Raw genomic sequence first — 16,938 nt, forward strand, 5'->3', positions numbered from 1 at the left:
TACACTATTTATAGTATGGTTTATAAGCGACAGACAACATGGGCATGCTAATGATTTGCGGTTTTGAGTATCAACCATCTCCTCGTACCACTTGTTGAGAAATGTCAGCTAAGGACACTAACATTTCCTGTTTTAACTTCTCTAAAGACAATAATGGTGTCATATCTTCTAATGGCATAGAAATCATCGAACCATTTGCTTGTGGGATAGCGGATACTTTTGGCCATAACGCTTCGTCTTTAATGATAGTGATATCACAAAGAATTGGGCCTGGATGATTGAGAACATATTGGATTTTTTCATCCAACTCACTGGCGTCATTAATACGTATTGCTTCAAGGCCGATTGCTTCAGCCAGTTTGACTAAATCCGGAATCAGTAAGCCGGCCTCTTGCCCTGTTGCCACATAGCGTTCATCAAAATAATTGCGTTGTGTGTTTCGAATGGAGGCATAGCCATTATTGTTCATAATGAATAGGCGTATAGGTAAATTGAGGGATTTTAAAGTGCTTAATTCTTGAAGATTAAGCTGCAAGCTGCCGTCACCTTCTACCGAAACGACGGGCTTTTTACCTGAGGCCAGACAGCCACCAATTGCCGCGGGCAAGCCATAGCCCATAGAGCCTAAACCCGAGGTGAGGAAAATACGTTGACCGGTTTTATTCACAAAAGTGGAGTAAAACACTTCGACTGCCAGCCCTGAACTACCGGTAATAATAAGCTCGTTCGCTTTTGTCAGCGTGGATAAACGATCGATAAAATGATAATGACTGATCTGACCATGCTCTGGAAATTTTTCACCATCACAACGTGGATAACGTTGTTTCCAATCGGCTATTTTCGTTATCCATGCTGAATAATCAGCTTTATGTTGAGGCAGCTCAGTATTCAGTTGTTCGATGAAGGTTTTGGCATTCGCCTGAATTAAACGGGCTTTGGGTAGCTGATGTTTTTTCAGTTCAGAGGCGTCAATATCGACAATCACTTTATCGGCATATTGAGCAAAGTTTTGCGGGTTATGGGCGGTGACCACATTATCCAGACGGGCGCCAATGCTGATCAATAAATCACAATTCTGGGCGGCAAAGTTTGCCGGTCTGAGTGCCACTGAACCTGGTCGACCAGCACATAATGAATGTTCGTAAGGAATTAGATCCAGAGAATTCCATGTGGTTAATACCGGAATACCGGTTTTTTCATAAAGTTGTTTGAATGCGTCAGCGGCACCTGATAGACGGATACCATGACCAGCCAAAATAATAGGACGCTCTGCCTGCTGAATGAGTTGGATAACTTCATCCAGCTCAAGTGCACAGTCTGACTCATTGTCTGTATTCGACTCATCCCGGGCTAGCTCTTCCGGCTCAATCAAACTGGCTTGTACATCCAACGGCACATCCAGCCAGACAGGGCCTTTTCGCCCTGTCATCGCTTCATGTAAAGCCTTATCAAGATAAAGACCAATATTCTCTGGCTCATCAACGGTGATGGCATATTTGGTAATGGGTTTAACCATCGACACGATGTCAACTTCCTGCGGGCCCATTTGCCGTACACCGCTATCATCTTTCATATCGGCCCGTTTCACCTGACCGGAAATAATCAGCAGTGGTACAGACTCAATCCAGGCACCCGCTACAGCAGTCAAAGCATTGGTCGCACCTGGCCCTGTGGTGACCAACGCCACGCCGAGTGTTTCATTCACGCGAGAGTAGGCTTCAGCCGCAATCGCTGCAGCTTGTTCGTGATGAGTCGGTATGAAAGTGATATCAGGATTCTGCCCCAAGGCATCCACCAGATGCATGGCCCCACCACCAGGAAGTAAGAAAACCTCTTTAACGCCTAAATCAGCCACTCGGGCAAAGATATAGTCAGCAACGCGTTGTTCGCTCATGCCCACTCCGAAGTTAGCCAGTCAGCACGAAATATCAGGTTCGTTTTGCGACGACTGTTCTGGTTGATGCTTTTATCGTCGTAATATGAGTCATCAGTGAAATGTGTGGTGGATAACTCTTCAAATATCGCCCCAGTTTCACTGCTAAAAGCATGTTTAACACCGCGCTCAACGGTGACCATTTCACCGGCTTTGATGGTTTTTAGCTCATCACCTAGTTGTAAGTACATCTCTCCCGCCAGCACATTAAAGGTTTCTTCTTTTTTATGATGAGCGTGCACCGGATGATTTTGTCCTGGCAGTAGCACCAGAATCTTTTTACAGTATTCACGGTTAACCACATCAATAATGGTCGCACCTGTTTCTTCGAACTTCTCAATGCCATAGTGATGCGATAACTGGCAGTTCACGCCATCAGCAATAGCAATGCCGGCTTCACGTAATAAAGCACACACTTTAGATAATGAAGCTGAAACCATGTCACGGGTATCGGTGATTTCTAACTGCTTGAGTAATAAAGGTTCATTAACCTTTACCGCCGCTTTTAACTCAAACTGTTTGTATTTGGATAAGTCATTGGCCAATAGTTGACCGGGTTGACTTGGAATCGCCAAGTAAAAATCTTCTGTTTGCAATGCTTTGCCTGCAGCGAGATCTTGTTTAGCAAACACCGCTCGGCGTAATGAATTCAGTGTGGTTAATTCTGTCTCTGTCACCGTCACACGCTCGCCCTCAAGACCAAGCATGGCATAAGCTTCTTGCGCTGAGAGTAACCATTGTCTGACTTGTTCAGGGTTCGCCGAGTAAGCATTGAGCTCACCTACCCCAACATGCTTTTCAAACAGCTGCGCGCCCATGGCGACGGCCATTTTCACTGCTTCCGACTCATTAGGATCTTCATGGGTTGAATAGCCCACCGTCACCTCAGGAAAACGTTGTTTTAATAGAGCAATTTGGCCTAACTGTAGATTTTGTCTTGGCGTTGGATACTCACCAACACAGTGCATCACGGCTAATTGTTTGTGGCGATGTAAGAAAAACTGAACGACATTGTCAATCTCTTCCATCGAGGCACCGGCGGTAGACATCACCAGCGGCAAAGAGGATTGAGCGATACGTTCTAATAATGGCCAATCTGTGAGTGAACAGGAAGCAATTTTTAAGATATCAAAACCATGTTGTTCAATCCAATCAACAGAAGCTTCATCAAACGGCGTACACATGGAAATAAAGCCTGCTTCATCAATGGCTTTTTTAACTCCAGCAGTTGGGCTTCGTCTAACTCTGTATCACGAAACCGCTTAACGTATTTTATATCTTGTCTATCTCGATAATCAGGATGAATAAAGGTTTTCAGGTTACGGTACTGCAATTTAAAGGCAAACTGGAAAGGAAAGTCGTCACATACTTGTTTCATTTGCTGAATAACCTGCTTGCCATGAGCAATATCACCTTGGTGATTATTGGCCATTTCCAGCACAAATAACTTTTGGTACATCGGTGTTTTGTCAGTCATCACTCACACTTTGAAATAAGATTGGATAGTATCGATCATATAATCAATCATCTCATCAGATAGCCCCGGAAAAACGCCGATCCACAACGAATCATTCATGACCTGATCGGTGATGGTTAATTCGCCAACTTTACGATAGCTTTGCTGTTCAAAATACGGCTGTTTGATGAGATTACCGCCAAAAACCAGTCGATTGGCTATCTTATGTTGTTCAAGATACTGAATAAAGTCAGCTCGATTACCTTGTTTTAAGGTAATAGCGAAACCAAACCAGGACGGTTCAGCATTATTTTCTGCTTCCGGCAGTAACAAATAATCTTGTAGAGAAGCTAAGCCAGCATATAAACGTTGAAAGTTAGCTTTACGCTTTTCAATAAAGCCCGTGACTTTATCCAATTGAGATAAGCCCACAGCGGCCTGCATATCAGAAATTTTCAGATTATAACCAAGATGAGAATAGGTATATTTGTGGTCATAGCCGCAGGGCAGTTGTCCCAACTGATAACTGAAGCGTTTATTACAGGTGTTATCTTTACCGGGTTCACAGAAACAATCTCGACCCCAGTCACGGAATGACTCCAGAATCAGTTTCAGTTGGCCATTATTGGTATAAACCGCTCCACCCTCTCCCATCGTTATATGATGAGCGGGGTAAAAACTTAAGGTAGCAATATCACCAAAGGTACCGACATGTCGGGGCTGATTCAATGCAATCGGCTGTCCCCGATAATCTGTTAATTCTACAGAAGGTGCATAGGTGGTCCCCAGAGCATCACAACAGTCTTCGATTAACCAAAGGTTATGTTGACGTGCAAAACGCACAACAGCATCTATATTGAACGTATTACCTAATGTATGCGCCATCATAATGGCTCGGGTTTTATCAGATAACGCCGCCTCAAGCTGACTGACATCAATATTGTAGGAAGGCAAGGTAATATCAACAAAAACCGGCACTAAACCGTTTTGTAATATGGGATTCACCGTAGTCGGAAACCCAGCCGCGACAGTGATGACTTCATCGCCTTTTTGTAATGCTTTATCACCTAACTTAGGTGAAGTCAGTGCAGTTAATGCCAACAAGTTCGCTGATGAACCTGAATTTACCGTGAGAACATGTTTGACACCAATAAATTCAGCCAGTGCTTTTTCAAACTGGGCATTAAACCGTCCAGTTGTTAGCCAGCCATCCAGTGAGGCATCCACCATATGCTGGATATCATTGTTATCCAAAACTTTTCCTGACACAGCAACAGCATTCTGCCCAGGCTGGAAAGCCTTTGATGGAAATTTATGTTGGCTGTAGCGTTTCACTTGACGTTGAACTAAGGCACGTAATAACGCTTCTATTGTTGAAGCCGAAAGTTGACCTTGTCGACTGGCGATATTCATTGGACCAGTAAAAATAGGCTGCCGTAAATCCAGATATTCTGCTGAACGGCTTGCTGTCGCTTCCGATAATAAAAACCAGTTATCCCCTGAAGTTGAAGGATTGTCTGTTAAAGCCAGTACTTCATAACATTCTATGACGGCTTCTTCCTGAGAAATCACGACACACAAAGTTGGCGAGGTGGCAGGTTTATTGACAATACACAGTTCACCGCAAGCAAAAGTAGCAGCGTGATTTGTCATATCATGAGAATGCATTGGGTTCATAATGTTGCTTTATGTTATCGAGCTCGCTTACTCGCCTGAACAAACTGCTGAATTTGTTGCAAGCTTATCTCGCGCATGGGCTTTCCAGAATAAAAAGCATCATACCAGTCAAATGTGAGAGAGAGTGCATCATCAATATGCCAAACAGGTTGCCAGTGAAGTTGTTGTCGGGCTTTACTACAGTCGAGCATCAGTATCGATGCTTCATGATGCTCGTTATGCTGAGGTGCAAACCAATCAAGAGACGGCCAACGTTGTTGAGCAAATTCGACAATATAATCTACGGGCTTCGTGTCTTCCATTTCAGGACCAAAATTCCATGCATCACCCACTTCTTCGCCGCACTCAATCAGCTGTTGAGCCAGTAATAAATAACCTGATAAAGGCTCCAATACATGCTGCCAAGGTCTAATGGCTCGCGGATGACGAATCTCAAGCGAATGACCTGTCTGATTGGCTTTTATTAAATCTGGGACTAACCGGTATTCAGACCAGTCACCGCCACCAATCACATTACCGGCACGCGCACTAGCTATGGCAGTTTTATTATCCATAAAAAAGGACTGTCGATAGGCACTGGTGACAAGCTCGGCACAGCCTTTACTATTGCTGTATGGGTCATGCCCACCCAACCGATCGTTTTCGCGGTATGGCCAGGACCACTCATGGTTTTCGTAACATTTATCTGACGTCACCACGACCACAGCTTGAACACTGGGACAATGTCTGACGGTTTCTAGAAGATTGACTGTCCCCATCACATTGGTTTGATAAGTTCCAACAGGATCAAGGTAGCTGGGTTTAACTAATGATTGTGCAGCGAGATGGAACACCACATCGGGTTGTGTTTGATTAACAACGTCAGATAGTGTTGATAAATCAGAAATATCTGCTATCACAGAATTGATAATTGTCTCTAACTCGAGAGCTTGATATATCGAAGGCGTAGTATTTGGCTCAAGCGCATAACCGGTGACTTTGGCGCCAAGCTGGGTTAACCACAAGCTGAGCCAACTCCCTTTAAAACCGGTATGTCCGGTAATCAAAACTGATTTGTTCTGCCAGAAAGTCTTATCAATCACCACACTTTCCATGGTGCATTGCCTGACTGCCAGAGTTGTTCGAGATGCTGTTTATCACGCAAGGTATCCATAGGCTGCCAAAAGCCAGTGTGCTTAAACACCGATAGTTGCTGTTCTTTTACCAACTGCTCCATTGGGCTGGACTCCCAGCTCGTTTGGTCGCCCTCAATATAGTCAATCACTTTGGGTGACAACACAAAAAAGCCACCACTGACCATGCCATTGTCACCTTTAGGCTTTTCCTGAAACTTAGTGACCTGATCCTTTTCAATCTCAAGCGCACCAAACTTGGCTTGAGGATAAGCTGCCATGACCGTGGCTAACCTCCCCTGCTCTTGATGAAAACGAATAGAATCTGTGATGTTGACGTTACTGACACCATCGCCGTAAGTCAGGCAAAATACTTCATCCTCATTGACATATTCGGCAATACGCTTGATGCGGCCACCAGTCATACTATCGTCACCGGTATCCACCAGAGTCACTTTCCACGGTTCAGCATGAGCCTCATGCACATGCATTTTATTGTTTTGCATATCAAACGTGATGTCCGACATATGCAAAAAATAATTCGCAAAATATTCTTTGATGAGGTAGCCCTTGTAACCACAGCAGATAATAAAATCATTCACGCCATGATAGGAATAGATTTTCATAATATGCCAGAGAATAGGCTTTCCACCTATTTCTATCATCGGTTTAGGTTTATTGATGGACTCTTCACTGATACGCGTGCCTAAGCCACCTGCCAGAATTACTGCTTTCATATTTTTATAACTGACAACGGTAAAAAATGTCAGTGTTTCATAAAAAGTTAAAGAGGGACAGTCCTTGTACTTTGACATAGGCTTGTTGAGCGGCTTGCAAACCCGTTGTTTGAGAGTTCAAACGCGATATAGCCTCGGCGTAATCCAAATCTTTTAATTTAGTCAAACTGGTTTCCAGGCTGGCTAAACTGTCTTCATTAATACTACGTTGCTGGTCTATTGAATTGATTCGAGCACCCACTGATGTTCTGGCCGTAGTGAATGAATCAATGGCTGTCGACATATTATCGAGAAACTCACCATTATTAGGGGCCGTACCGATAGTATTGGCTTTCAGCGCAGTAGAAAAATCATCAATAGTTTGGAAGACAGCCTGAGTAGTGGTGTCCGCATTGGTAATGACAAATAACTCATCACCAGGAAAAGTCGCTTCTACCATGTAATCACTTCCCACACGCATACTTCGCTGCCCACCATCGCCACCATAAGCATAGGTAGTGGTGTCAAAGGCTTGTGTGAATGATTGGTAACCAGAAAATAAAAACTCGCCGTTCGCATCTGTCGTATTGGCAAGGCTGACTAGCGAATTATTCAACTCATCAATTTCTTCTGCGATACCCGCTCTTGCATTAGCGTCGTTGCTATCATTAAGCGCTTGAATAGCCAGTTCACGAATGCGTTGAACAATATCTGTTGCACTGGTTAAGGCATTTTCAGCCGCATTAAGTTTATTATTGGCTACGTCGGCATTCGCCTGATATTGCTCATTAATGCTGACTTCACGCTGGTAGTTTAGTGACTTCACCGCTGCCACGGGATCATCAGAAGGTCGTAAAATTCGTTGCCCAGTGGAGACTTGTAACTGTGTATCCGCCAACTGCTTTTGTTGGGCCAGCATCGTATCAACACTCTGCTGTTGAATATAGGATGTAGAAATTCTCATGGTAATCTCCTAAACAGCATTAATCAGTGAATCAAAAATAGTATTGGACACAATAATGATCTGTGATGCCGCCTGATAGGCTTGCTGAAACTTGATCAGCTGAGCGGCTTCTTCATCCAGATTTACACCGCCTACCGCGTCGAAACGCTGTTCGGTCTGTTGCAGTAATGCCAGTTGTGTTTCCTGACTGGCTTCTGCTTGCTGAGTTCTGGTGGCGACATCAGACACCAGCACGGCATAACCTTCTGATAGAGAACGCGTTACACCGGGGGCAATTGTCACGAGCGTTTTATCTGTTTCCAGATTAGCCAGCGCCAAAGCATTTTCGTTATTACCAGAGCCAGAAATATTTATCGTACCTGTTGCCGCATCAAATTTAGAGGAGGCGGCAATGGCGCGCGGATCACTGATTGCCAAGGAGATCGTGGCAGCGGTAATATTTGCCGGGTTAAAGAAATCCCCACCATCATTACCATCCAAATCAACTGAACCCTGACCGCCATTGGCAATATTCGTTGTATTGTTGTGGACGGCATTAAAACCTTCCACTACAGCTTGAGCCAACACATCAAGCTCCGCTCTCACATCATCGATAATCGTGTCACGAAAATCCAAAGCCCCACCTAAGGTACCTCCAGATAACTGACTGGTAATATTCGTGCTGCTATCACCATAGCCAATACCTAATCTTGGTGGACTGGTTGAGGTATCCGTAACCGTTGTGAGAGCCATACTTTTTGTGCCCGCGACAAGGGCCTGGCCATTACCAATCAGGATATTTGTGGTGCCGTTTGATTGCTCAATCGCATTAACGGAGACAATTTCAGACAAGTCAGTAATCAATTTGTCACGTTTATCAAGCAAATCATTTGGCGATCCGCCCGCACCTGTGGCGGCAGTGATGGCCGAATTTAACTCGGCAATACTTTTCGACAGATTATTGATGTCATCGATGGCAACGGTAATATCGTAATCGACCTGCTCGTCAAGCTTTGTTAGCTGTGAGTCCATGGTATTGAACCGATTCGCGAGCAACTCACCTTGGGTCAGCATCAATTGTCTGGCCGCTATAGAAGTCGGGTCATTTGCTACTTCATTAACAGCATTAAAAAATTCACTGATGCCTGTACTCAGGCCTAAGTCTTCTGAGCCAAGTAGATCATCCACCTGTTGAGAGTAACTGAGATAGCTTCTCTGGGCTGCTTCTTGTGCGGTATACGTTCTAACCTGGCTCGCCAGAAAGGTGTCATAAACACGTTCAACCGACGTTATCTGTACGCCAGTGCCAAAATACATATCACCTTTGTAATCAGGTGTACGTGTAGCCTGATCAGCACGCTGGCGTGTGTATCCCTCAGTATTGACGTTACTGATGTTATGACTTGTCGTCGATAAATTACCTTGGGCTGTTAATAATGCCGATGTCCCAATCCCTAGCAGACTCATGGCATGCTCCTTAACTCGTCAGCGTGATTATGCATGGTCTGACTCCAGCGAAATTCGTGCCAGAATGTCACTATTCATAATGCGTTTGATTTTGTCAGCGTATTGAGGATCGGTTGCAAACCCGGCTTTATGCAGGTGTTCAACAAAGGCTTCAGCATCATTGGTGTGCTGCAATGCGTTACGGTAGCGTGGTTGAGTTTGTAAAAACTCAACGTAGTCATTGAAGCTATCTTGGTAAGAATCATAAGCACGAAATTGAGAAGCCTCGTTGTACGCTTTGCCATCACGGTACTCAAGTGCCACTTTACTGACACGCTCTCCGTCCCAGCTTTTATCCGCTTTGATGTTAAACAGGTTAAAACTTGTTTCACCGCTTTTGCTTTTTAATACAAATTTACCCCAGCCGGTTTCGAGTGCAGCCTGCGACAATATCACTTCAGGCGACACGCCTATTTTATCTGCAGCTTGTTGTGCGTACGGCCACAAGGTTTGCACGAAATCTTTGGGTGAATTAAAGACCTTTTCCCCAAGATCCGTTAAGTCTGCTTTTGTCTCAATCTCACCGTTTTCTGCATGAATCTCACGGATTTGTTTGATCATCAGTTCATTCACTTTCTTAGCGAGTGCTGGCCGAATAGTCACTGTGTCATAACTATAGGGTTGATCCGTTCTCGCTGGTTGAGAGGACTGCAACTGATAACTACCTAGCTGTTTGATAATGGCATCTTGCAGTCCCAGACCACCTCGCATCGATAAATCTGAGGCCAGTTGCTGATCAGCCATATCCTGATACATTTTGCTTTGTGTCGAATCAAACATGCCTTCAGCTAAACTGGCTTGACGCATGGACTTGAGCATCATATTCACAAATAATGACTCAAACTGACCAGCCACCTGCTTAAGCGTTTGCTCAGCATCACTACCTTTCACGGCCTGCTGACGAAGCTGGTTCAGACCATGGAAATCAACTGCAGACTGGGCAATATTTGATTCGTAAGCCATGATTAGATGACCACTAAGTCTGCTTTAAGCGCACCCGCTTGTTTGAGTGCCTCAAGTATAGCGACCAAATCACCAGGTGCCGCGCCAACTTGATTCACAGCACGTACGATTTCATCCAGTGACACGCCCGGGTTAAACACAAACATACGACTATTTTCTTCCGTGATATTGATATCGTAGTTAGGCGTCACCACGGTTTGTCCTTGTGAGAACGGTTCAGGCTGGCTAACCTCAGGATTTGCTGAAATAGTGACTGATAAGTTGCCATGAGTGACAGCAGCTGGACTCACTCTGACATGCTGACCAATCACCACCGTTCCGCTGCGTGAGTTAACCACGACTCTGGCAGGAGCCTCACCTGGGCTAAGCTCTAAGTTTTCAATCAGTGATAAAAAAGGTACTCGTTGATTAGGATCTCGTGGCGCATTAACTTTTACGGAAGAAGCATCCATCGAAAAGGCCGTGTTTTTACCCAGAGTATGGTTAATCGCATCACTTAAACGACTGGCTGTGGTGAAGTCAGGGCTATGTAGATTCAGAATAATCGAATCTCCTACATTCAATGCATTTCTGACCGCCCGCTCGACGGTTGCACCGTTAGGCACACGACCAGCACTGGGAATATTGACGGTAACACGTGAACCATCAGCTGCGTCAGCGCCAAAACCACCTACGATTAAATTGCCCTGTGCCATGGCATAAATCTGTCCATCTGCCCCTTTTAAAGGAGTCATCAATAAACTACCACCACGTAAGCTTTTCGCATCGCCTAAAGACGAAACGGTGATATCAATGGTTTGTCCAGGCTTCATGAAAGGCGGCAGATCGGCATGAACAGAAACGGCTGCTACGTTTTTACTTTTTGGGTCAGTACCTGGTGGAATGTTGATGCCCATTTCTACCAGCATGTTTCGTAAACTTTGGCCGGTAAACTTGGTTTTATCACCCGTACCATTGAGGCCGACTACAAGGCCATAACCAATTAATTGGTTATTTCGCACACCCGCAATTGAGGCTAGGTCTTTGACCCGTTCGGCATAAGCCATGCTCGAACTCACTATGAACGCAAATGCGATAAACACTTTAAACTTCATAACTTTCACCCTTTAGAAAGGCATTAATGCACTGACGAAGAATCGACTTAACCAGCCCATCACATTGGCATCATTAGTCGGACCATCTCCTACATAAGAAATCTGAGCATCGGCAATGCGGATAGACGAAATAGAATTATCGGCCTCAATATCTCTGGGACTTATCATGCCTGACAACCGGATATATTCATTGCCTTGATTGATAGTGATGACTCGCTCACCACGAATCACCATATTGCCGTTTGGCAGTACTTCTACAACCGAAACACTGATATTACCGCTCAGTTTGTTATTCTGATCACTGTCGCCCGCACCAGTAAAATCTGAGTTAGAGCCAATACCAAATGCCAAATTGTTATCTGTTGTGTTAGCTAGAGGTAACTGACTGGGTAAATTGAATTGAGGCGTAGTTCCAAACAATGTTGGATTATCAATGTTGTTACTATTTGATTTACTAACAGTGGTTTCTGTTTCTTTTTCGGCATCAGTCTGCTCTTCCAGCTTCACCGTCAAAATATCGCCGACTCGTCTTGCACGATAATCTTCAAATAGAGAAATATTACTGCGTGCGTCAAAAATAGCACCGTCATAATTATCTTGTGGTTCAATAGGAGCAGGACGAACAGCAGCAAACGCGGGGTCACGCTTCACTTCATTGTTGTAGCAACCCGATAACATTGCCACAGCAAGAAATACTAAAAATGGGGCAACAGTTTTCATTTTGACACTCCGAAAAAACCAACTTCACATGAAATAATCTTGCAGAGTTCGTGCCAAAAATGAGTAAGATAGTGAATATTGAAAAAGAAAAAAGGCTACCTGGTGGGGGACCAGGTAGCCAAGTGCTGTAACTAGAGATTTTGGCTGGCGTACTGCAGCATTTGATCGGAAGTAGAAATCGCTTTTGAGTTCATTTCGTAGGCGCGTTGAGTTTCGATCATATTGATCAGCTCAGTCACCACATTCACATTCGATGTTTCTAAAGCGCCCCCAATCGTTTGACCAAAGCCATCCAATCCAGGCGTTCCCGTTATCGGTGTGCCACTGGCGCCGGTTTCCTGAAATAAATTCTCACCGATAGGCTGCAGACCTGTTGGATTAACAAAGTCAGCTAACTCAATGTTGCCTACGATGGTCGGGGTAGCCGTACCTGGCTGAGTTACGCTAACCGTGCCATCTGAACCTACCGTGATACTCTGCGTGTCAGCTGGAATCGTAATGGAGGGTTCTAAAGGGTTACCGTTTGACATCACAATCTGACCATCAGAGTCTAATTGAAATGTACCATCACGAGTGTACGACAATGTGCCATCAGGCATTAAAATCTGAAAAAAACCACGACCATTAATAGCAATATCCAATGCTTGTTCAGTTTGAATAATATTACCTTGACCATGTAACTTTTCCGTCGCAACAGTGCGAACACCTGTACCAATCATTAAGCCGGATGGTAGTTGAGTGCTTGTTGAAGACTGGGCACCAGGCTGTCTTATAGTCTGATATAGCAAGTCTTCAAAAACGGCACGATCTTGTTTAAAACCTGTTGTATTCACGTTAGCCAGATTGTTTGAAATAACTGACATTCGTGTTTGTTGGGCATCAAGGCCGGTTTTGGCAATCCACAAAGCCTGATTCATAATTGTCTCCTGAAATCTATGCAGTCAGTATTACATTGAATGCTAATTACTCATCTGCATTAAACGTGCCGATGCCGCACTATTTTCCTGGGTTGTATCCATCATTTTGACTTGCATCTCATATTGACGCTGCAACTCAATCATATTTACCAGCGCCCCAACCGCATTCACATTGCTTCCTTCCAGTGTGCCGGAAGCGACTTTTACTGTGGCATCTAAAGGTGCTTCAGAGCCATCTTGCATACGCATGAGGCCATCACTATCTTTAAACACTTGCTGCAAGTCTGGTTTGACTAATTTAATCCTGTCTAACACGGCAAGGGCATTTGCCGCTTCACCAATAGGACGGATAGATATCGTGCCATCACTGCCAATTTCGACAGTTTGTGCCGGTGGGATGGCAATAGGTCCACCTTCTCCCATCACGGCCAGACCCGTTCCTGTGACGAGCTGCCCTGCTTCGGTGACATGCAAATCGCCTGCACGCGTGTATCCTTCACGGCCATCTTTACCTTGCACAGCAATAAAGCCTTCGCCTTGAACAGAAATATCCAGATCACGTCCCGTAGATTGAATCGAGCCAGTTTGATAATCCGTCTGAGGCCGTTCCAGCATTGAGTAGACCCTGCTGGGTAAACCTTCACCAAACACTGGCATACTTCTGAACTGCTCAAAGTCAGCCCTGAACCCTGTTGTGTTCACATTCGCCAAATTATTGGCATTGGCTGCCTGAGCAAGCATGGTTTGTTGAGCGCCATTCATGGCGATATATAAGCTACGGTCCATTTTTTCACCCTCAATGTGCTGTTTTAAACAGCGCATTTATACTAAAAACGTTATCGCAGGTTGATAATGGTCTGAGTAATAGCGTTATTTGTCTCAATCGCTTTGGAGTTCGCCTGGAAGTTACGTTGTGCTGTAATCAGTCCCACTAACTCTGCTGTCAAATCAACATTCGAGGTTTCTAATGCACCCGCCTGAATTTGACCAAAACTACCTGTCGCAGCTTCTCCTGCAATGACCGGGCCAGAATCTGTTGTTTCCTTCCATGCCGTACTACCAATTTTGTTCAGCGCTTGTGGATTGGCAAAGTTACCCATAGCAATCTTACCGATTGGGATGGCTTGACCATTACTATAGTTTGCGCGAATCAGTCCTTCTTCACTCACATCAACACCCGTCAAACGTCCGGTCGGAAAACCATTGACCGTCAAGGCACCGACGTTAAAGCTACCTGAGTTCTGTGTCGACCCTCTCAATGAGATAGTAATATCTTGAGTTTCGGCACCACTGGCCCACTCCGTAGCACCACCATCTGTGAAGGATATGACCACATCATCAAGCGCCGCCGTACCAGGATCGGCATCAACGCTGGCAAGTGTACCGTCGGCATTAAAACTGATTCTGGCATCGGTTTCTAACGCATATGGGACACCAGCCGTACCACCTTTGACTTCACCACCATCCACATAAGCAGCCATTTGCCATTGATTGTCACCGACAGGTGTACCACCATCCAAGGCTGCTTCATCAATGTGCTGATAGTAAGTGGTCACAATATGTTCATTACCCAATGAATCATAAATCGTGGCTGATGTTGAAAAGCTGTATGTGGTGTCATCCGTCGGATCAATCGCCAAAATACCACCAGTACCACTATCGATAATGCCATCAGAAGTAGAAGGCAAATTGGTCGCGATAGTTAGCGCCGTTGTAGCTTCAGGCGCACCCACTGAAGCCGGTAATTGAATTGGCGAGGTTGCATTCATACTTGTGGCTGAAATATTGCCTTGCAAATCAACAGGGAACGTTCTCAGATACCAGCCCTCATTTGAAACAATATAACCATCCTTATCCACACCAAACTCACCCGCCCGAGTGTAGATGACTTCACCACTATCCAACTCAGGTGCTAAAGCAAAAAAGCCTTGCCCACTTATCGCTAGATCCAAGGAATTATCAGTGAATTCCAGATTACCCTGGTTAAATTGCTGAGCCACGTTCTGTAACACTGCGCCACTACCAATCGCGGTTTGATTGGTTGAACCAAACGCCGACACGGCAAAGACGTCACCAAACTCTGCACGAGACATCTTAAAGCCTGTCGTGTTGACGTTAGCAATATTGTTTGATTTGACATTTAGATCGGCGGTTGCCGCATTCAAACCACTTAAAGCTGTACTAAATGACATAAGATGTTCTCCTAAAGAATTTCAACTACTTCGCTAAATGACGCAGAACCAATTCCGGCCAAATTCACTATCAGGCCATCGGTCGAGCTAATGGATACACTCGATACCTGAGCCATAACCCCGGTGGCAAAAGCCGTGTTAGATCCGTCTACCGTACCCGAGGCTTTAAACTGATAAACACCTTCTGGTAAGGCCTCACCATTGTCGTCAAATCCATCCCAGGTGAAATCGGTATAGCCCGAAGCAGCACCCATTTCGATGGTACGAACCACCACGCCAGCCTCGTCGTAAATATTCACTTTTAGATCCGTGACAGGATCGGCAACATTTATCCGCCCAGACATACCATCTGTTGCCGTTAAATTACCGATTGAAGATGGAAGTAGTACTTTACGTCCTACTAATGATGATCCCTGCAGTGCTTGGTTAGACTGCATGGAGTTAGAAAAAGTAGAGAACGAATCCTGCAAGTCAGATAAGCCTGTGACCTGGGCAAAAGATGCGATTTGTCCAAGAAAATCACCATTCTCCATAGGGTTCATTGGATCCTGATACTTTAATTGGGTGGTCATCAAGGACATAAAATCTTCCATGCCCAATGTGCCAGGATCTTTTTTGGTTTCTTCACTTGAACGATTCGAGTTCAAGAATGCATACGGATTGTTATCGTTAACGCCGCTCACAGCCATCTTTCACCCCTCCTTATTGCCCTAACTGTAATGTTCTTAACAGCAATTGTTTTGAGGTATTCGCGATTTCAACGTTGTTTTGATAAGAACGTGACGCGGACATCATATTTGCCATTTCGGTAATTGGATCCACATTAGAGTGGAAAATATAGCCATCTTCGTTTGCCATTGGATGACTTGGGTTGTATTCCTGTCTCACAGGTGCCTGGCTTTCAACCACTCCCTGAACTTGCACTGCACCCTGCTTGTAACCTTCCTGAACATCATCAAGTACGGTCGCAAAGACCGGTTGTCTGGCTTTGTATGTTTGATCAACACTGCTACTGACACTGTCCACATTCGCTAGATTACTTGCTGTTGTGTTCAGACGCAGAGACTGAGCACTCATGCCACTACCGGCAATATCAAAAATATTAAATAAAGACATAGTGCCTACTCTCCTTTCAGTGCTCGTGTCATCGAACTAAACTTGCCACCCAAAAACTGAAGGCTGGCCTGATACTGAACAGCATTCTGCATAAACTGTGCCTGCTCAACCTCCTCATCGACACTATTGCCATCAAGTGAGTCCTGAGTGGCCACTCGATATTGGATGGGTCCCATAAGCCCATTAGATTCCGGATTAGTGGCGTAGTGTTTGTTATTCGTCGTGTTCAGTTGGCTAGGAGAAGATCCTGCCATCGCATTCTTCAAAGTCTCTTTAAAATCAATATCCTGAGCTTTGTAATTAGGCGTATCAGCATTAGCCATATTGCTGGCCAGTAACTCTGCACGCTGTGATCGCACCCGCAATGCATCAGCATGAACTCCAATCGCACTATCAAAATTAATCGGCATCTGTACGCCTCCATCCTCATTTACAATTGTCCTTCAGCATTTAACGTGCCAACTAAACTAAGCTCATGAATTGCCGATAAACAGATAAGAATTCGGCAACATATTGGTCGAACATGGCGGCAAAGATTTCCCCTATTGCCGCCATGTTGCTACACTTTAAAATGACGATATGGCTGATATTCA

General features: G+C 44.8%; 17 protein-coding genes. All 17 read right to left on the bottom strand.

Going from position 1 to position 16,938, the window contains the following annotated elements; genetic code table 11:
• Positions 1–70: 70 nt before the first annotated feature.
• On the bottom strand, positions 71–1,894 hold the full coding sequence (locus QUE24_RS05495; RefSeq protein WP_286305610.1) for a thiamine pyrophosphate-binding protein: 1,824 nt from the start codon (positions 1,892–1,894) through the stop codon (positions 71–73).
• On the bottom strand, positions 1,891–3,117 hold the full coding sequence (locus QUE24_RS05500) for an N-acetylneuraminate synthase family protein (RefSeq protein WP_286305611.1): 1,227 nt from the start codon (positions 3,115–3,117) through the stop codon (positions 1,891–1,893). Before QUE24_RS05500 ends, QUE24_RS05495 begins: the two co-directional genes overlap by 4 nt.
• Positions 3,054–3,410, bottom strand: coding sequence for a hypothetical protein (locus QUE24_RS05505; protein ID WP_286305612.1), 357 nt, complete (start codon positions 3,408–3,410; stop codon positions 3,054–3,056). Before QUE24_RS05505 ends, QUE24_RS05500 begins: the two co-directional genes overlap by 64 nt.
• Positions 3,411–3,413: 3 nt before the next feature.
• Positions 3,414–5,042, bottom strand: a complete 1,629-nt coding sequence (gene rfbH / locus QUE24_RS05510) for a lipopolysaccharide biosynthesis protein RfbH (RefSeq protein WP_286305613.1) — start codon at positions 5,040–5,042, stop codon at positions 3,414–3,416.
• A gap of 38 nt (positions 5,043–5,080) precedes the next feature.
• Positions 5,081–6,160 carry a CDP-glucose 4,6-dehydratase gene (gene rfbG, locus QUE24_RS05515; protein WP_286305614.1) on the bottom strand — a complete coding sequence of 360 codons (1,080 nt, stop codon included), beginning with the start codon at positions 6,158–6,160 and terminating at the stop codon, positions 5,081–5,083.
• Positions 6,145–6,915, bottom strand: a complete 771-nt coding sequence (gene rfbF / locus QUE24_RS05520; protein WP_286305615.1) for a glucose-1-phosphate cytidylyltransferase — start codon at positions 6,913–6,915, stop codon at positions 6,145–6,147. The genes rfbG and rfbF overlap by 16 nt, the downstream gene beginning before the upstream one ends.
• Positions 6,916–6,952: 37 nt before the next feature.
• On the bottom strand, positions 6,953–7,858 hold the full coding sequence (gene flgL, locus QUE24_RS05525) for a flagellar hook-associated protein FlgL (protein ID WP_286305616.1): 906 nt from the start codon (positions 7,856–7,858) through the stop codon (positions 6,953–6,955).
• A gap of 9 nt (positions 7,859–7,867) precedes the next feature.
• Positions 7,868–9,304, bottom strand: coding sequence for a flagellar hook-associated protein FlgK (flgK, locus tag QUE24_RS05530; protein ID WP_286305617.1), 1,437 nt, complete (start codon positions 9,302–9,304; stop codon positions 7,868–7,870).
• Positions 9,305–9,331: 27 nt separating this feature from the next.
• Positions 9,332–10,306, bottom strand: coding sequence for a flagellar assembly peptidoglycan hydrolase FlgJ (gene flgJ, locus QUE24_RS05535; protein ID WP_286305618.1), 975 nt, complete (start codon positions 10,304–10,306; stop codon positions 9,332–9,334).
• Positions 10,307–10,308: 2 nt separating this feature from the next.
• Positions 10,309–11,400, bottom strand: coding sequence for a flagellar basal body P-ring protein FlgI (locus tag QUE24_RS05540; RefSeq protein ID WP_286305619.1), 1,092 nt, complete (start codon positions 11,398–11,400; stop codon positions 10,309–10,311).
• A 12-nt stretch (positions 11,401–11,412) separates the two neighbouring features.
• Positions 11,413–12,120: a flagellar basal body L-ring protein FlgH gene (locus QUE24_RS05545; protein ID WP_286305620.1), complete on the bottom strand. Its 708-nt coding sequence runs from the start codon at positions 12,118–12,120 to the stop codon at positions 11,413–11,415.
• A 131-nt stretch (positions 12,121–12,251) separates the two neighbouring features.
• On the bottom strand, positions 12,252–13,037 hold the full coding sequence (gene flgG, locus QUE24_RS05550; RefSeq protein WP_286305621.1) for a flagellar basal-body rod protein FlgG: 786 nt from the start codon (positions 13,035–13,037) through the stop codon (positions 12,252–12,254).
• 42 nt (positions 13,038–13,079) lie between these two features.
• Positions 13,080–13,823 (bottom strand): flagellar basal-body rod protein FlgF, encoded by a 744-nt coding sequence (flgF, locus tag QUE24_RS05555; protein WP_286305622.1) that lies wholly within the window; start codon positions 13,821–13,823, stop codon positions 13,080–13,082.
• 50 nt (positions 13,824–13,873) lie between these two features.
• The gene (gene flgE / locus QUE24_RS05560) at positions 13,874–15,229 is read right to left on the bottom strand and encodes a flagellar hook protein FlgE (protein ID WP_286305623.1); all 1,356 of its coding nucleotides are present in this window, start codon (positions 15,227–15,229) and stop codon (positions 13,874–13,876) included.
• 11 nt (positions 15,230–15,240) lie between these two features.
• A complete protein-coding gene (locus tag QUE24_RS05565) occupies positions 15,241–15,918 on the bottom strand; it encodes a flagellar hook assembly protein FlgD (RefSeq protein WP_286305624.1) in 678 nt (225 codons plus the stop codon).
• Positions 15,919–15,931: 13 nt separating this feature from the next.
• Complete coding sequence (flgC, locus tag QUE24_RS05570) at positions 15,932–16,345, bottom strand: flagellar basal body rod protein FlgC (RefSeq protein WP_286305625.1); 414 nt, start codon at positions 16,343–16,345, stop codon at positions 15,932–15,934.
• A gap of 5 nt (positions 16,346–16,350) precedes the next feature.
• Positions 16,351–16,755: a flagellar basal body rod protein FlgB gene (gene flgB / locus QUE24_RS05575; protein ID WP_286305626.1), complete on the bottom strand. Its 405-nt coding sequence runs from the start codon at positions 16,753–16,755 to the stop codon at positions 16,351–16,353.
• Positions 16,756–16,938 lie beyond the last annotated feature (183 nt).

It is taken from the genome of Methylophaga marina (assembly GCF_030296755.1).
Lineage (GTDB): Bacteria > Pseudomonadota > Gammaproteobacteria > Nitrosococcales > Methylophagaceae > Methylophaga > Methylophaga marina.

What these genes read in the sequence shown, in the direction of transcription:
- QUE24_RS05495 (WP_286305610.1), bottom strand. Translation starts at nt 1,894, where the DNA reads ATGAGCGAACAACGCGTTGCTGACTATATCTTTGCCCGAGTGGCTGAT.
- QUE24_RS05500 (WP_286305611.1), bottom strand. Translation starts at nt 3,117, where the DNA reads ATGTGTACGCCGTTTGATGAAGCTTCTGTTGATTGGATTGAACAACAT.
- QUE24_RS05505 (WP_286305612.1), bottom strand. Translation starts at nt 3,410, where the DNA reads ATGACTGACAAAACACCGATGTACCAAAAGTTATTTGTGCTGGAAATG.
- rfbH (WP_286305613.1), bottom strand. Translation starts at nt 5,042, where the DNA reads ATGACAAATCACGCTGCTACTTTTGCTTGCGGTGAACTGTGTATTGTC.
- rfbG (WP_286305614.1), bottom strand. Translation starts at nt 6,160, where the DNA reads ATGGAAAGTGTGGTGATTGATAAGACTTTCTGGCAGAACAAATCAGTT.
- rfbF (WP_286305615.1), bottom strand. Translation starts at nt 6,915, where the DNA reads ATGAAAGCAGTAATTCTGGCAGGTGGCTTAGGCACGCGTATCAGTGAA.
- flgL (WP_286305616.1), bottom strand. Translation starts at nt 7,858, where the DNA reads ATGAGAATTTCTACATCCTATATTCAACAGCAGAGTGTTGATACGATG.
- flgK (WP_286305617.1), bottom strand. Translation starts at nt 9,304, where the DNA reads ATGAGTCTGCTAGGGATTGGGACATCGGCATTATTAACAGCCCAAGGT.
- flgJ (WP_286305618.1), bottom strand. Translation starts at nt 10,306, where the DNA reads ATGGCTTACGAATCAAATATTGCCCAGTCTGCAGTTGATTTCCATGGT.
- QUE24_RS05540 (WP_286305619.1), bottom strand. Translation starts at nt 11,400, where the DNA reads ATGAAGTTTAAAGTGTTTATCGCATTTGCGTTCATAGTGAGTTCGAGC.
- QUE24_RS05545 (WP_286305620.1), bottom strand. Translation starts at nt 12,120, where the DNA reads ATGAAAACTGTTGCCCCATTTTTAGTATTTCTTGCTGTGGCAATGTTA.
- flgG (WP_286305621.1), bottom strand. Translation starts at nt 13,037, where the DNA reads ATGAATCAGGCTTTGTGGATTGCCAAAACCGGCCTTGATGCCCAACAA.
- flgF (WP_286305622.1), bottom strand. Translation starts at nt 13,823, where the DNA reads ATGGACCGTAGCTTATATATCGCCATGAATGGCGCTCAACAAACCATG.
- flgE (WP_286305623.1), bottom strand. Translation starts at nt 15,229, where the DNA reads ATGTCATTTAGTACAGCTTTAAGTGGTTTGAATGCGGCAACCGCCGAT.
- QUE24_RS05565 (WP_286305624.1), bottom strand. Translation starts at nt 15,918, where the DNA reads ATGGCTGTGAGCGGCGTTAACGATAACAATCCGTATGCATTCTTGAAC.
- flgC (WP_286305625.1), bottom strand. Translation starts at nt 16,345, where the DNA reads ATGTCTTTATTTAATATTTTTGATATTGCCGGTAGTGGCATGAGTGCT.
- flgB (WP_286305626.1), bottom strand. Translation starts at nt 16,755, where the DNA reads ATGCCGATTAATTTTGATAGTGCGATTGGAGTTCATGCTGATGCATTG.